We start from the raw sequence: 15,242 nt of genomic DNA on the forward strand, positions 1-15,242 counted from the left end.
GCATGTGACGGGTGTGACGGTCGCCTAGATTTGTGACCATGGCGACCCGTACGTCTTCCCCACCGGCGTCGTCGAAGAGCAAGACCAAGTCGAGCTCTTCGAAGACCCGGTCGTCCGGTAGCCGGTCCCGCAGCACGTCCGCGGCGAAAGGACGGTCGAGCTCGACCCGTCCTGCGCCCCGGGCCGTCCGCAACGGCACCGGCCCCATTGCCGCGTCCTTCGGCGCCCTCGGGCGCGGGCTCGCGGCCGTCTGGCTGGGCATGGCCCACGCCATCGGCGCCGGCGTGAGGAAGGTCGGGCACACCGCCCGCGAGCTCGAGCCGGAGCACCGGCGCGACGGCGCCGGGCTGTTCCTCATCGGGCTGGCCGTGGTGGTCGCCGCCGCGGTCTGGTGGCAGCTGCCCGGTTCGGTCGCCGAGACCGTCCGCACGGTGGTCAACGGCTCGGTCGGCCTGGTCGGCTGGTTCGTGCCGTTCCTGCTCTGCTTTGTCGCCTGGCGCAACCTGCGCGACCCCGAGACCAACGGCCCGCTCGGCCGCCAGGTGATCGGCTGGGCCGCGCTGCTGTTCGGCGTCCTCGGCCTGATCCACATCGGCAACGGCTCGCCCGAGCCGTCCCAGGGCGACATCACCGCCCTGCAGCACTCCGGTGGCGCGATCGGCTTCGTGGTCGCCTCCCTGCTCGTGGACCTGCTGCGCAGCTCGCTCGTCGTGATCCCGCTGCTGACCCTGCTGGCGATGTTCGGCGTCCTCGTCATCACCGCCACGCCGCTGTACCAGGTGCCCGAGCGGCTCGCCGAGCTGCGCGACCGGGTGCTCGGACGCGTCCCCGACCATGACACGGGGGAGGCCGAGGTCAGCGCCACCGACGACACGGCCCCGATCAAGCGCCGCTCGCGCAAGCGCGCCACCGTCGACGACGACATCGACCCGGAGCTGGGCGACCCGGCCTACGACAGTCCGGTCCTCGAGGACCGGGCGCTGCTCGGCCGCAAGCGGAAGAAGGACGCCGCTGCCGCCGCGGAAGCCGCCGAGGAAGCCGCCGCAGGCGCCGCGGTCCCCGCGCCGGGCGAGGAGAAGACCGAGGCGCCGCCGCACACCCCGCTGCCGGCGCGCGTCGAGCAGCTGTCGCTGTCCGGCGACATCACCTACGCGCTGCCGGGCAACGACCTGCTCAAGCCCGGCTCGGTGCACAAGGCGCGCTCCAAGGCCTCCGACGACGTGGTCGCCCGGCTGACCGAGGTGCTCGAGCAGTTCGACATCGACGCCCAGGTCACCGGCTACATGCGCGGCCCGACCGTCACCCGCTACGAGGTCGAGCTCGGCCCGGCGGTGAAGGTCGAGAAGGTCACCGCGCTCGGCAAGAACATCGCGTACGCCGTCGCCTCGGCCGACGTGCGGATCCTGTCGCCGATCCCCGGGAAGTCCGCGATCGGCATCGAGATCCCCAACACCGACAAGGAGATCGTCTCCCTCGGTGACGTGCTGCGCAGCAACACCGCGCGCAACGACCACCACCCGATGGTCGTCGGCCTCGGCAAGGACGTGGAGGGCGGCTTCGTCGTCGCGAACCTCGCGAAGATGCCGCACCTGCTCGTCGCCGGCGCCACCGGCTCCGGCAAGTCGTCGTTCGTCAACTCGATGATCACGTCGCTGCTGATGCGCTCGACGCCCGACGAGGTGCGGATGATCCTCGTCGACCCCAAGCGCGTGGAGCTCAACGTCTACGAGGGCGTCCCGCACCTCATCACGCCGATCATCACCAGCCCCAAGAAGGCCGCCGAGGCCCTCCAGTGGGTGGTGCGCGAGATGGACATGCGGTACGACGACCTCGCGGCGTTCGGCTTCCGGCACGTCGACGACTTCAACAAGGCCGTCCGGGCCGGCAAGGTGCAGGTGCCGCCGGGCAGCGAGCGCGTGCTCGCGCCGTACCCGTACCTGCTGGTGGTCGTCGACGAGCTCGCCGACCTGATGATGGTCGCCCCGCGCGACGTCGAGGACGCGGTCGTGCGCATCACCCAGCTGGCGCGCGCCGCCGGCATCCACCTGGTGCTCGCGACCCAGCGCCCGTCGGTCGACGTGGTGACCGGGCTGATCAAGGCCAACGTGCCCTCGCGGCTGGCGTTCGCGACCTCGTCGCTCGCCGACAGCCGGGTCATCCTCGACCAGCCCGGTGCGGAGAAGCTGGTCGGCCAGGGTGACGGGCTGTTCCTGCCGATGGGTGCCTCCAAACCCGTGCGTGTGCAGGGTTCCTGGGTCACTGAGGCCGAGATCGCCCACGTCGTCAAGCACACCAAGGAGCAGCTGTCGCCGACGTACGTCGAGGACGTCACCGCGCCGGCCGCGTCCAAGCGGGAGCTCGACGACGACATCGGCGACGACCTCGAGCTGGTGGTCCAGGCCGTGGAGCTCGTGGTGTCGACGCAGTTCGGGTCGACGTCGATGCTCCAGCGCAAGCTGCGGGTCGGCTTCGCCAAGGCCGGCCGACTGATGGACATCCTGGAGAGCCGCGGCGTCGTCGGCCCCAGTGAGGGCTCGAAGGCACGCGACGTGCTGATCAAGCCCGACGACCTCGACGCCGTGATCGCGACCTTGCAGGGCGAGCAGTGAAGGGGGAGCAGATGAGCGCACTGCCCGGAGAGCACATGACCGACACCGAGGACACGCCCGCACTCGAGGCGGCACCCGACGCCGTGACCGTGCGGCGCAACGCCGCGCTGTCCGCCGTCGTCGGGGTGGCCGCGTCCGCGCTCGCGATCGCCTACCTCTGGCGGGCGGTCCAGTACGGCGCGCCGCTCGACTGGGTTCTGTGCCTGGTGATCGCAGGGGTCGCGGGCTTCCACCTGGCCGCGCTGCTCGACGCGCGGACACCGCTGGTCGTGGCAGACGGGCTCGGCGTCCGGATCCGGCTCGGCGCGCAGTGGCGCGGCCTGCCCTGGGACGCGGTCGCCCGGGTCGAGATGCTGCCGCGCCGCGGCCCGCTCCACGACGGCCGGCTGGCGTTCCACCCGCACCACGTCGAGCGCGCGCTCGACGGGCTGGACGCGCCCGGCCGGCGCACCGCCCGCCTCAACGAGAAGCTGTACGGCGCCCCGCTGGTCGTGCCGCTCGGCCTCACCACGCGCACGTCCGTCCCGGCCGACGAGCTGCCGGCGGTGCTGGGCCGGCTCGGCGCGAGCGCCCCGGTGGTGCGCGTCGAGCCCGAGGAGACGGCCCACGCCGGCGACGCGACCGACCCGGGCGAGCCGGTCGTGGCTGTCGAGGCTGTCGAGGCTGTCGACCCCGTTGCCGCCCAGGACGACCTCACCGAGCCGGCTGCGGTGCGTGCTCCGCGGCGCAGCCCGCTCGGTGGGCTCGGCACGCTGGTCTCGCGGTTCGCCCACGGCCGCGGCCACGACCTCGACGAGGAGCACGCGGCCGAGGCCGACGAGCCCCTCGTGGCTGCCGGGCCCGAGCCCGACGGCGTGCCCGACCTGGACCCGGAGCCGGAGCCTTCCCGCCGGCCGCTGGCGCCCGCCGCGTTCGCCGTACCCCTGCGGGACGCGAAGCGCGGCCTGCGCGCCATGGTCACCCGCGACGCCCCCGCCACGACGCTCGGCGCGACCGCGCTGCACCGCGACGCGGTCTCCGCCGACCTCGCCCGCAACGTCCTGCCGGAGGAGCCCGTGCTGCGCCGCGCGGGCAGCATCGACCTGGAGAGCAACCAGGGTCCCGCGGTCAACCTGCTCGACGGCCCCGGCACCCGCGGCGCGTCGGTCCACCCGATCGCCCGGCTCGGCGATGCCGTCGAGCCGCTGGTCATCGACGAGTTCCGGGCCGAGCCCGCCGCCGACCCGGTGATCGGCCCGCAGCTGGCCGCCGCACGCACCCGCGTCGGGCTCACGGTCGACGAGCTGGCCGACCGCACCCGGATCCGCCCGCACGTGATCGAGTCCATCGAGGTCGACGACTTCGTGCCGTGCGGCGGCGACTTCTACGCCCGCGGCCACCTGCGCACCCTCGCCCGGGTGCTCGGGCAGGACCCGGCGCCGCTGCTGGAGAAGTTCGACAACCGCTACGCCACCGCCCCGATCAACGCCAAGAAGGTGTTCGAGGCCGAGCTGGCGACCGGCAACACCGGCAGCATGCGCAGCACCGTCGGCGGGCCCAACTGGGCGCTGCTCGTGGGCTGCGTCCTAAGCCTGGTGATGGTGTGGGGCGTGGTGCGGCTGTTCTCCACCGAGGCGCCCGACGTCGACGACGCGCTGCTGCCGGGCGCCACCCCGGTGCTCAACGGCTCGGCCGGCGTCGACAACGGCTACGACTCGATGAAGCAGGACAAGGCCGCCGCGGGTCCCAAGCCGATCCCGGTCACGCTCGTCGCCGCCCAGGCTCCGACACGGGTCGTGGTCCGCGACGGCGACCGCACGGTGGTGTTCGCCGGCCCGCTGGTGATGGGGGAGCGCAAGACCCTGCGCGTCTCCCCGCCGGTCCGGGTCATGGCGCGCAACGCCGGCGCGGTCGAGGTCCGGGTGCAGGGCAAGCAGCGTGGCTTCGTGGGCGAGCTGGGCCAGACCGGGGCGCGCACGTTCCACCGCGCTCGCTGACCAACCCCGCACGCGGTCCTCAGCCCGGTCGTCACCTGGTCCACACCCGGTCCCGGGCCGCTCGGTTCGCGTCCGGGCGGGCCGGACCGTCATACTCGAACACGGTCATGACTACGTCTCCTGCTGCCGCCAGCCTTCCCCTCAGCACCGTCGCGCTCGTCACCCTCGGGTGCGCGCGCAACGAGGTCGACTCCGAGGAGCTGGCCGGCCGGCTCGAGCTCGGCGGGTTCAGGCTCGTCGACGACGCCGCCGACGCCGACACGGTCGTGGTCAACACCTGCGGCTTCGTGGAGGCCGCCAAGAAGGACTCCGTCGACACCCTGCTGGAGGCGGCGGACCTCAAGACGTCGGGCAGCACCCAGGCCGTCGTGGCGGTCGGCTGCCTCGCGGAGCGCTACGGCAAGGACCTCGCGACGTCGCTGCCCGAGGCCGACGCGGTGCTCGGCTTCGACGACTACCCCGACATCGCCGACCGGCTGCGCTCGATCCTCGACGGCGAGCAGCACCACCCGCACACGCCGCAGGACCGCCGCCGGCTGCTGCCGATCTCGCCGTCGGCGCGCGACGCCGGCACGGTCGTCGTCCCGGGCCACACGATCGCCGCGCCCGACCTGCCGGCCGACGCCACGCCGGAGTCCGGTCCCCGCGCCGTGCGCCGCCGCCTGGACGGCGGCCCCATGGCGCCGCTCAAGCTGGCCTCCGGCTGCGACCGGCGCTGCTCGTTCTGCGCGATCCCGACGTTCCGCGGCTCGTTCGTGTCGCGCCGGCCCAGCGACGTGCTGGGCGAGGCCCGCTGGCTCGGTGGGCAGGGCGTCAAGGAGCTGTTCCTGGTCAGCGAGAACTCCACGTCCTACGGCAAGGACCTCGGCGACCTCCGGCTGCTCGAGACGCTGCTCCCGGAGCTCGCCGCCGTCGACGGCATCGAGCGGGTCCGGGTGTCGTACCTCCAGCCGGCCGAGACCCGGCCCGGGCTGGTGTCCGCCATCGCGGGCACGCCCGGCGTCGCGCCGTACTACGACCTCTCCTTCCAGCACGCCTCCGCCGCCGTGCTGCGCCGGATGCGGCGCTTCGGCGACCCGGACAGCTTCCTCGCGCTGCTCGACCAGGTCCGGCAGCAGGCGCCCACCGCGGGCGTCCGCTCCAACGTGATCGTCGGGTTCCCGGGCGAGACCGAGGACGACTTCCAGACCCTGTGCGACTTCGTCGAGGCCGCCCGCATGGACGTCGTCGGCGTCTTCGGCTACTCCGACGAGGACGGCACCGAGGCCGAGACGTACGACGGCAAGCACGACGAGGACGAGATCCGCGAGCGCACCGAGCACCTGACCCGGCTGGTCGAGGAGCTCACCGCGCAGCGCGCCGCCGAGCGCGTCGGCGAGACCGTCGAGGTGCTGGTGGAGTCCGTCGAGGACGGCGAGGTCGTCGGCCGTGCCGCGCTGCAGGGCCCCGAGGTCGACGGCTGCACCACGCTGGTCGGCAGCGACGCGCGCGTCGGTGACCTGGTCACCGCCGTGGTCGTCGACACCGAAGGCGTCGACCTGGTCGCGCGGGAGGCGTGAGAGACGATGTCCACCACCGAGCCCGAGACCAAGGTCAGCAACTGGAACGTCCCCAACGCGCTGACCACCCTGCGCATCGTGATGGTGCCGTTCTTCGCGTGGGCGCTGCTGCACGACGGCGGTGACTCGATCACCTGGCGCCTCATCGCGTTCGCCATCTTCCTGGCCGCGATGATCACCGACAAGGTCGACGGCGACATCGCCCGGCGGCACAACCTGATCACGAACTTCGGCAAGATCGCCGACCCGATCGCCGACAAGGCGCTCACCGGCATGGCCTTCGTCGGGCTGTCGATCATCGGCGAGCTGTGGTGGTGGGTGACGGTCATCGTGCTGCTTCGCGAGTGGAGCGTGACCCTGCTGCGGCTGTCGATCATGAAGCACGTCGTGCTCGCCGCCAACCGCTCCGGCAAGGTCAAGACGGTGCTGCAGACGATCGCGCTGTGCGGCTTCATCCTGCCGCTGCGCCTGCTCGAGGGTCCGCTCGAGGTGCCCGGTGAGGTGCTCTGGTACGTCGCCGCCGTCCTCATGGCCGCGGCGGTCGCGATGACGCTCTGGTCGGGCTACGAGTTCTTCCGCGACGCCCGCCACCAGCACCGCGAGGCCACCGCGACCCGCGACGCCTGACCGACCGGACCCGTTCGCCAAGTCGTTACATTCCAGGCCTCCCCGAGACCCGCGCGTCCGCCTAAGGTGACGCCATTCGCCTATCTCGGGAGGGAACCCCTGTGGCTCGACCGCAGCGCGCAATGACGCGCGCCCTTGCACCTTTCGCCGCCGTGACGCTCACCGTCACCTCGCTCGCCACGCTCGCCGGGATGCCGGCCGCGCAGGCCAGGCCCGACGGCTCGGACCTCGTCGTCAGCGAGGTCTTCGGCGGCGGTGGCAACTCCGGAGCGCCGTACCAGAACGACTTCGTCGAGGTGCACAACCCGACGACCGCCACGGTCCCGCTGACCGGCTACGCGGTGGGCTACTTCAGCTCCGGCGGCACCTCGGGCGGCGCACCTGTCGCGCTGAGCGGTCAGATCCCCGCCGGCGGCACCTACCTGGTGCAGATGGCGGCGGGCACGGGCAGTGCCCCGGCGCTGCCGAAGCCGGACGCCACCGGGACCCTCGCGATGAGCGGGACCAACGGCCGCATCGACCTCACCAAGGGCGGCGCCCTGGTCGACCGCGTCGGTTACGGCACCGCCAACCTCTTCGAGGGCACGGCTGCCGCGCCCGGCCTGAGCAACACCACCTCCGCGAGCCGGACGCCCACCCCGGGCACGGACACCGACCGCAACAACGTCGACTTCGTCGCCGGCGCGCCCACGCCGACCGCCTGTGGTGCGGCCTGCGTCGAGGAGGAGCCCGAGCCGGACCCGACCGGCGTGTGTGCCGACCCGGCGACCGCGATCCACGACATCCAGGGCGCCGGCGCGGCGTTCGACCCCGCCTTCGGCGGCACGCGCACCGTCGAGGGCGTCGTGACGGCCGCGATGCTGGGTGGCTACTTCGTCCAGGAGGAGCCGTCCGACGTCGACGCCGACCCGCAGACCTCCGAGGGGATCTTCGTCTTCCAGTCCGGCGCGGCCCCCGCGGTCGGCAACGTCGTCCGGGTCACCGGCACGGTGACCGAGTTCGACGGCAAGACCCAGCTGGGCAGCGTCTCCGCGCGGCTCGACTGCGGTGCGTCGACCGCCACGGTCACGCCGGTCGCCGTCACCTTCCCGCTGGCGAGCACCAACCTCGAGCACCTCGAGGGCATGCGCGTCGCGCTGCCCGAGAAGCTCGTGATCAGCGAGTACTTCAACTACGACCGCTTCGGCGAGGTCGTCCTGGCCGAGCCGCGCCCCGGCGAGGACCGGCTGATGACCCCGACCGCCGTGGCCGACCCCGGCCCTGCGGCGCAGGCTCTGCTCGCCGACAACGAGCGGCGCCAGATCATCGTCGACGACCTCAACCGCTCGCAGAACCCGTCGGTCATCCCGCACCCGGGCAACGGCCGGCCGTTCGCGCTCGACAACCGGTTCCGCGGCGGTGACACCATCACCGGCCTGGAGGGCATCGTCGACGACGCGTTCGGGGCCTACCGCGTGCAGCCCACGGTGTACGGCGGGTACGCATCGGTCAACCAGCGTCCCGAGGCGCGGCCGAACGTCGGCGGCGACGTGCAGGTGGCGAGCTTCAACGTGCTCAACTACTTCCTGACCATCGACCGGGGCGGCAGCGCCAACTTCGTCTGCGGCCCCGACCAGGACCAGGAGTGTCGCGGCGCCGACGACGAGAACGAGCGGAAGCGCCAGCGCGACAAGATCGTCGCGGCGATCGCCGGCCTCGACGCCGACGTGGTCGGCCTCATGGAGATGGAGAACACGCCCGGGGTGGAGCCGGCCGCCGACCTGGCCGCCGGGCTCAACGACAAGCTGGGTGCGGGCACCTACGACTACATCGACACCGGCGTCATCGGTGGCGACGCGATCCGCCTCGGCTTCCTCTACAAGCCCGGTGCGGTGACGCCGGCCGGGGCGTACGACGTCTTCGACTCGGGCGACGACCCGCGCTTCGACGACACCCGCAACCGGCCGATGCTGACCCAGACCTTCGACACGGTCGTCGCGGCGGGTGCGAAGGCGGAGCGGTTCACCGTCTCGGTCAACCACCTGAAGTCCAAGGGCTCGGCCTGCGCGGGCGACCCCGACACCGGCGACGGCCAGGGCAACTGCAACCAGACCCGCACCGCCGCCGCGGAGGCGATCGCCGACCACCTCGCGTCGGACCCGACCGGCAGCGGCGACCCCGACCACCTGCTCATCGGTGACATGAACTCCTACGACCACGAGGACCCGATCCGGGCGTTCGAGGCCGCGGGCTACCAGGACCAGGTCAAGCGGTTCGGCGGCGAGGACGCCTACAGCTACGTCTTCGACGGCATGGTCGGCTACCTCGACCACGGTCTCGCCAGCTCGTCGCTCGCCGGCCAGGTCACGGGCGCGCAGGAGTGGCACATCAACGCCGACGAGCCCGACGTCCTCGACTACGAGACGACGTTCAAGCCGGCGGCGGTCGACGCCATCTACGCCCCGGACCAGTTCCGTGCCTCCGACCACGACCCCGTGCTCGTCGGCCTCGAACTCGTCAGCACCGACCTGACGGCGAGGATCGAGCCCGTGAAGCCGAAGGTCGGCGTGCCGGCCACCGTGGTCGTCGACGTCACCCGCACCGACGGGGCGACGCCGACCGACGGCACGCTCACCGTCACGCGCGAGGGCGAGGTCGTCGGCACCGCCGCCGTGACCGGCGGCCGGGTGCGCGTCCCGGTCGAGGCATTCCCGCGGAAGGGCTTCTACGAGCTGGTCGTCGGCTACACCGACGGCAGCTCGCAGGACGCGAGCACGACGCTGGTCGTGAACGCCGTCGGCAAGCCGTAGCGGCAGCCAGCAGCAGCGCAGGAGCGGGTCGCCGGTCAGCCGGCGGCCCGCTCCAGCTTGATCGCGGCGCTCACCAGCGCCAGGTGCGAGAACGCCTGCGGGAAGTTGCCGGCGAAGCGGCCGGACACCGGGTCGTACTCCTCGGGCAGCAGGCCCACGTCGTTCGGGATCTCGAGCAGCCGGTCCATCAGCGCCCGCGCGTCGTCCACCCGCCCGGCCAGGGCGTACGCCGACACCAGCCAGAACGAGCACGCGAGGAACGGGTGCTCGTCGCCGCCCAGCCCGTCGACGCCGGTCTCGGTGCGGTAGCGCAGCAGCAGGCCGTGCTCGACCAGGTCCTCCTCGACGGCCCGGATCGTGCCGAGCACCCGCGGGTCGTCGCCGTCGAGGAACCCGACGGCCGGGATCACCAGCAGCGCGGCGTCGAGCGCCGCGGTGTCGTAGGCCTGCGTGAACGTGCCGCGCTCCCCGTCGTACCCCTGCGCGAGGACCTCGGCGTGCACCTTGTCGCGCAGGTCGCGCCACCGGTCGACCTCGCCGGGCAGGCCGTTCTCCTCGACCGCGCGGACCGCCCGGTCGAACGCGACCCACACCATCACCCGTGAGTGCGTGAAGTGCCGGGTCGGGCCACGCACCTCCCACAGACCGTGGTCCGGCTCGTCCCAGTGCTCGGCCAGCTCGTCGACGAGCGCCCGTTGCAGCGCCCACGAGTCGTCGCTCTCCTCGAGGCCGAGCATCCGAGCATGGTGCAGCGCCGCCATCACCTCGCCGAGCACGTCGGTCTGCCGCTGGCGGACCGCGCCGTTGCCGATACGCACGGGCCGGGAGCCCTCGTAGCCGGGCAGGTGGTCGAGCTCGCGCTCGGTCAGGTCGCGGGCGCCGTCGACCTGGTACATCACCTGCAGGTCGGCCGGGTCTCCCGCCACCGCCCGCAGCAACCAGTCCCGCCACAGCCGCGCCTCCTCGCGGTAGCCGCAGGCGAGGAACGCCTCCAGCGTCAGCGCCGCGTCGCGCAGCCAGCAGAAGCGGTAGTCCCAGTTGCGCTCGCCGCCGAAGTCTTCGGGCAGCGACGTCGTCGGCGCCGCCACGATGCCGCCGGTGCCGCCGTGGGTGAGCAGCCGCAGCGTGAGCAGCGAGCGCAGGACCGCCTCGCGGTAGGGGCCGTGGTACTCGCACCGGTCGGCCCACTCCTCGGTGGCCTCCTGGGTGTGCGTGAGCCGGCCGCTGATCTCCAGCGGCCGGGGCAGGTCGTGGTGCGAGGCGACCCAGGTGGTGCTGAAGAACAGCTCGTCCCCGGCCGACACCTCGAACTCGTCGGTGTGCACGTGGTCGGTGGCGTGCGGCAGCCGGCTTCCGCGCAGGATCAGCCGGTCCGGCCCGGCCACGGCGTTGATCACCTCGGCGCCGAAGAGCTCGGAGCGGTGCACCCAGGGACGGATCCGGCCGTAGTCGAACCGGACCCGCCACTCGTGGCGCATCGTGACGGTGCCCTCGACGCCCTGCACCTGGCGGACCAGGTCGGCGCGGCCGTCGTTGATGGGCATCGCGTCGACGACCAGCACCCTGCCGGTGTCGGTGGTGTACGTCGTCTCCAGCACCGACGAGTGCCCGACGTACCGGCGCTCGCAGCGGAACTCCCCGGCCGGCCCGAGCAGCCAGCGGCCGTGCGACTCGTCGCCGAGCAGCGCGGCGAAGCAGGCGGGGGAGTCGAAGCGGGGCAGGCACATCCAGTCGACCGAACCGTCCCGACCGATCAGGGCAGCGGTGCCCGTGTCCCCGACGACGGCATAGTCCTCGATCGGCAACGGCATGACCAGAACCTACCGAGACGGGCCAGTGACGCTGACTGAGCAGGGAGACGCGGGGTACTCTCCGCGCCGTGACGACGGAGCTGGGAGCACACGTCCACGCCGAGCTGGTCCGGCGCGGCCAGACGATCGCGTCGGCGGAGTCGCTCACCGGCGGTGCGGTCGCCGACGCGCTCACGGCCGCGCCCGGGGCCAGCGAGAGCTACGTGGGCGGCGTCGTGTCCTACGCCACCCGGGTCAAGACCGACCTCCTGGGCGTGCCGGCCACGCTGGTCGCGGAGCACGGCGTGGTGTCCGCCCCGTGCGCGGCCGCGATGGCCCGCGGCGTGCGAGCCCTGCTCGGCACCGACTGGGGGGTGTCCACGACCGGCGTCGCCGGCCCGGACTCCCAGGAGGGGCAGCCGGTGGGCCGGGTGTACGTCGGCGTCGACGGACCCTCGGGGACCACCACCCACGAGCTGCAGCTGGAGGGCGACCGGGCCGCGATCCGGGAGGCCGCCGTCCGCCAGGCGGTCGAGGCCGTCCTGCTCCAGCTGCAGCGCGGCGCGCCCCCGGCGGACGGCGCAGGACCGGCCTGATGTTTGTCGGTGTTGCCGCCCGGGAAGTTTTGCCGAACCGGTAGCGTTGCCCTACACGTAGCGCACCCCCCACCCCACCCCGCCGCCGAAGGAGAAGCCCATGGTCCTCTTCCGACGCCTGCTCGGTGAGGTGCTCCGCTCGCAGCGGATGCGCCAGGGCCGCACCCTCCGTGAGGTCTCCGCCGAGGCGCGCGTCAGCCTGGGCTACATCTCCGAGATCGAGCGCGGCCAGAAGGAAGCCTCGTCCGAGCTGCTCGCCTCGCTGTGCTCCGCGCTCGACGTGCCCCTCTCCGAGATCCTGTCCGAGGTCAGCGACGCCGTCGCGCTCGAGGAGGCCGCACTCGCCATGCAGCTCGAGGACGTCTCGCTCGACACGACCGCCCTCGAGACCCGCACGACCGACGCCGGTCCGCGCTCCGGCAACGTGGTCGCCTCCGCCGCCTGACCCGCTGAGCGTTGCCCGACGCCCAGCACGCCCTCGTCGACCGTGTCACGCGACACCTGGCCGACGACGCGCGCGTCCGCGGCCTCTGGCTGACCGGCAGCCTCGGCGCCGGCGCGGGCGACGACCTCAGCGACGTCGACATGTTCGTCCTCGTCCACGAGGCCGCCCTCCCGACGTACGTCGAGAGCTGGCTGGCCGACGTCGCCCCCGCGTTCGACCCGCTCCTCGCGCGGCGGCTCGGCCCGGCGCCGGTGTTCTCCCACGTCCTGCCGGGCTGGTTGCGCTGGGACGTGGTCGTCGGCGGCCCCGCCCAGCTCGGCGACCTCGACGGCGACGCGGTGACCGAGCTGGTCAACCGCGACCACGTCACGCTCACCTCCCTGGTCGGGGTCGCTCCGGAGAGCGGCACCGTGCTCGCGATGACCGAGGAGTTCCTCCGTGTGCTCGGGCTGCTGCCCGTGGTCGTGGGCCGCGGCGAGCTCGTGACCGCGGCCGGCGGCGCGCTGATGCTGCGGCAGATGCTCACCACCCTGCTGCGCTACCGCGTCGAGGGCCCGCGCATGTCCGGCGCCCTGCACCTGAGCCGGGTCCTGCCCGCCGACGAGATGGCCGCGCTGGCGGCGCTGCCGCCGGTGTACGCCGACCGCGAGGCCGTCGTCCGGGCGCACGTCTCGGTGGCGGCGATGTTCCTGCCGGTCGCACGCGGCCTGCTCGGCGCGGACCACCCGGTCGCGCTCGAGGACGCCTGCTGGGCGACGCTCGCGGAGCACCTCGCGATCAGCCGGCCGGCCTGACCCGCGGCCGGGCCGTGCGCGGTCGGAGCACCCACGCACCGGCCAGGGGGAGCGCGGCGGTCAGCGCGAACGCCGGCGCCAACCCCGTCGCGGCCGCCAGCGACCCCAGGACCAGCGGCCCGCCGGTCAGCCCGAGGTCGACGAACATGCTCAGCCCGCCCGCCGCCGCCCCGCGCTCCGCCGGCGGCACCGACCGGAACACCAGGGCGAACACCGCCGGGGTCAGGAATGCCGAGCCGAGCCCGCAGACCAGCGCCCCGGCCACGAGCCCCGCGGACGTGGGCCAGGTGCCGAGCAGCAGCATGCCGAGTCCCGACGCCACCAGCGCGGTGGTCGCGAGCGGCGCGGCCGGCACCCGGTCGGGCAGCGTCGCGAACACCAGCCGGCACGTCACCACGGTCGCGCCGAACACCAGCAGACCCACCGACACCAGCGCGACGCCGGCCTCGCGCGCGAGCAGCACCGAGAACGGCATGAACGCCGACATCGCGAGCAGGCCCAGCCCCAGCGCCGCGCCGGGACCTCGCACGGCCGGGTGCAGCAGCGGCGGCGGCTCGGCGGCCGGCTCGACCTGACCCTGCGTCTCGGGCACCAGCGCGACCAGCATCGCGGCGACCGCCACGGAGCACGCGGCGCCGACCCAGGCGGCCGGGTAGCCGCCCAGCTCCACCAGCCCCTGTCCCGCGACCGGACCCAGCGCGATCCCGGCGTACAGCGCCAGCGAGTTCAGGCTCAGCGCCTCGCCGGCGCGCGCCGGCGGAGCCAGGTCGGCCAGGGCCGCGAAGCCGGCCACGAAGTAGCACGCCTCCGCCGCGCCGAGCGCCAGCCGCACCACGACCAGTCCCGCCAGCGAGTCGACCACCAGGTGTCCCAGCACGACCACCGCGAACCCGGCGGCGCCGCCGACCAGCAGCACCCTCCGGCCGTGCCGGTCGGTCCACCGGCCCAACCACGGCCGCAGCACCAGCGTCGTCAGGCTGAACGCGCCCATCGCGAGCCCGACCTGCGCCGGACCCGCCCCCAGCGGCCCGGTGACGAACAGCGGCGTGGCGAACACCAGCACCCCGGCGCCCAGGAAGTACGCCAGGTCGGAGGCGGAGAGGAGCACGAACGACCGCGTGAACAGCGGCTCCCGCGGCTCCCGCGGCCCGGTCATGGTGCGACGCTACGCCTCCGGCTGGCAGCGCGGGCACCAGTACGTCGCGCGCTCCTGGCCCTCGCGGCCCTGCATCGTCACCAGGATCTTCGTGCCGCACCGGCGGCAGGGCTGCTTGTCGCGGCGGTACACCCAGGTCTGCCGGCCCCGCCGGGTGTCACCGGTCGTGGTCTGCTCGACGCGCTCCTTGTTGGCCTCGAGCACGGCGTGGGCGCGCCGGACCAGCCGGTCCAGCGACGTGAGTTCCCGGGCCTCGCCGACCGGTCGCCCCGGGTGCACGCCGGCGAGGAAGCACAGCTCGGACTTGTAGAGGTTGCCGACGCCGGCCAGGTTGCGCTGGTCGAGCAAGGCGTCGGCCAGTGCCCGCTCGGGCGCCGCCTCGATGCGGCGTACCGCCTCGTCGGGGTCCCAGTCGGGGCCGAGCAGGTCCGGCCCGAGGTGCCCGACCGCGTCGTGCTCCGCCTCCCGGGGGAGCACCTCGACGATCCCGAGCGCGAACCCGACCCCGGTCCACGGCTCGGTCTCCAGCACGACGCGCGCCTCGTGGGCGGGGCGCTTCCAGCGGGTGCCCGGCTTGTACAGGTGCCAGGAGCCCTCCATCTTCAGGTGGGTGTGCAGGGTGTGGGCGTCGCCGATCCGGGTCAGCAGGTGCTTGCCGCGTGACACGGTCTCGATGACGCGCTGCCCCGCCAGGTCGAGCGTCGCGTGCGCCGGCACCCGGAAGTCCGTGCGGGTCAGCACCTCCCCGGACAGCGCCTGGTCGAGGTGCTTGGCGGTGCGCCAGACGGTGTCTCCCTCGGGCATGGGGCCGAGCGTAGGACCCCGGCAGGAAAAAGTTCACCGCGGTGTCGAGAAGTGACGCTCGCCGTTCGTGGTCAGGGGTGAGAGGGTCGCCAGCGGG

At 73.4% G+C, this 15,242-nt stretch carries 11 protein-coding genes; 8 read left to right on the forward strand and 3 right to left on the reverse strand.

Features of this window, described 5'->3' with window-relative positions; all coding sequences use genetic code 11:
• Positions 1-260 precede the first annotated feature (260 nt).
• The 5 genes from ETU37_RS10635 to ETU37_RS10655 all read left to right on the forward strand — a co-directional run bounded on the left by ETU37_RS10635 (position 261) and on the right by ETU37_RS10655 (position 9,560).
• Complete coding sequence (locus tag ETU37_RS10635; RefSeq protein WP_476703572.1) at positions 261-2,609, forward strand: FtsK/SpoIIIE family DNA translocase; 2,349 nt, start codon at positions 261-263, stop codon at positions 2,607-2,609.
• Positions 2,610-2,620: 11 nt separating this feature from the next.
• On the forward strand, positions 2,621-4,585 hold the full coding sequence (locus tag ETU37_RS10640) for a helix-turn-helix domain-containing protein (RefSeq protein ID WP_129987279.1): 1,965 nt from the start codon (positions 2,621-2,623) through the stop codon (positions 4,583-4,585).
• Positions 4,586-4,692: 107 nt separating this feature from the next.
• The gene (gene rimO / locus ETU37_RS10645; protein ID WP_129987280.1) at positions 4,693-6,144 is read left to right on the forward strand and encodes a 30S ribosomal protein S12 methylthiotransferase RimO; all 1,452 of its coding nucleotides are present in this window, start codon (positions 4,693-4,695) and stop codon (positions 6,142-6,144) included.
• A 6-nt stretch (positions 6,145-6,150) separates the two neighbouring features.
• Positions 6,151-6,771, forward strand: coding sequence for a CDP-diacylglycerol--glycerol-3-phosphate 3-phosphatidyltransferase (pgsA, locus tag ETU37_RS10650; RefSeq protein WP_129987281.1), 621 nt, complete (start codon positions 6,151-6,153; stop codon positions 6,769-6,771).
• Positions 6,772-6,923: 152 nt separating this feature from the next.
• A complete protein-coding gene (locus ETU37_RS10655; protein WP_165372485.1) occupies positions 6,924-9,560 on the forward strand; it encodes an ExeM/NucH family extracellular endonuclease in 2,637 nt (878 codons plus the stop codon).
• A 35-nt stretch (positions 9,561-9,595) separates the two neighbouring features.
• Here ETU37_RS10655 and ETU37_RS10660 read toward each other — a convergent pair whose 3' ends face one another.
• The gene (locus tag ETU37_RS10660; RefSeq protein ID WP_129987283.1) at positions 9,596-11,371 is read right to left on the reverse strand and encodes a glycoside hydrolase family 15 protein; all 1,776 of its coding nucleotides are present in this window, start codon (positions 11,369-11,371) and stop codon (positions 9,596-9,598) included.
• Positions 11,372-11,439: 68 nt separating this feature from the next.
• Between ETU37_RS10660 and ETU37_RS10665 the strand changes: the two genes are divergently transcribed.
• The 3 genes from ETU37_RS10665 (at position 11,440) to ETU37_RS10675 (ending at position 13,185) form a co-directional block, all read left to right on the forward strand.
• Positions 11,440-11,946, forward strand: a complete 507-nt coding sequence (locus ETU37_RS10665) for a CinA family protein (RefSeq protein ID WP_240755666.1) — start codon at positions 11,440-11,442, stop codon at positions 11,944-11,946.
• Positions 11,947-12,046: 100 nt separating this feature from the next.
• The gene (locus ETU37_RS10670; protein ID WP_129987284.1) at positions 12,047-12,391 is read left to right on the forward strand and encodes a helix-turn-helix domain-containing protein; all 345 of its coding nucleotides are present in this window, start codon (positions 12,047-12,049) and stop codon (positions 12,389-12,391) included.
• An 11-nt stretch (positions 12,392-12,402) separates the two neighbouring features.
• Complete coding sequence (locus ETU37_RS10675) at positions 12,403-13,185, forward strand: hypothetical protein (RefSeq protein WP_129987285.1); 783 nt, start codon at positions 12,403-12,405, stop codon at positions 13,183-13,185.
• Here the strand turns inward: ETU37_RS10675 and ETU37_RS10680 are convergent.
• Together ETU37_RS10680 and ETU37_RS10685 are read right to left on the reverse strand one after the other, a co-directional pair.
• A complete protein-coding gene (locus tag ETU37_RS10680) occupies positions 13,169-14,341 on the reverse strand; it encodes an MFS transporter (protein WP_129987286.1) in 1,173 nt (390 codons plus the stop codon). The two genes, ETU37_RS10675 and ETU37_RS10680, sit on opposite strands and share 17 nt — an antisense overlap.
• 9 nt (positions 14,342-14,350) lie before the next feature.
• A complete protein-coding gene (locus tag ETU37_RS10685) occupies positions 14,351-15,145 on the reverse strand; it encodes a DNA-formamidopyrimidine glycosylase family protein (RefSeq protein ID WP_129987287.1) in 795 nt (264 codons plus the stop codon).
• Positions 15,146-15,242 lie beyond the last annotated feature (97 nt).

The sequence above is a fragment of the Nocardioides iriomotensis genome (genome assembly GCF_004168035.1).
GTDB lineage: Bacteria > Actinomycetota > Actinomycetes > Propionibacteriales > Nocardioidaceae > Nocardioides_B > Nocardioides_B iriomotensis.

Coding starts and splice junctions, on each gene's coding strand:
- ETU37_RS10635 (WP_476703572.1), top strand. CDS start 261: ATGGCCCACGCCATCGGCGCCGGCGTGAGGAAGGTCGGGCACACCGCC.
- ETU37_RS10640 (WP_129987279.1), top strand. CDS start 2,621: ATGAGCGCACTGCCCGGAGAGCACATGACCGACACCGAGGACACGCCC.
- rimO (WP_129987280.1), top strand. CDS start 4,693: ATGACTACGTCTCCTGCTGCCGCCAGCCTTCCCCTCAGCACCGTCGCG.
- pgsA (WP_129987281.1), top strand. CDS start 6,151: ATGTCCACCACCGAGCCCGAGACCAAGGTCAGCAACTGGAACGTCCCC.
- ETU37_RS10660 (WP_129987283.1), bottom strand. CDS start 11,371: ATGCCGTTGCCGATCGAGGACTATGCCGTCGTCGGGGACACGGGCACC.
- ETU37_RS10670 (WP_129987284.1), top strand. CDS start 12,047: ATGGTCCTCTTCCGACGCCTGCTCGGTGAGGTGCTCCGCTCGCAGCGG.
- ETU37_RS10680 (WP_129987286.1), bottom strand. CDS start 14,341: ATGACCGGGCCGCGGGAGCCGCGGGAGCCGCTGTTCACGCGGTCGTTC.
- ETU37_RS10685 (WP_129987287.1), bottom strand. CDS start 15,145: ATGCCCGAGGGAGACACCGTCTGGCGCACCGCCAAGCACCTCGACCAG.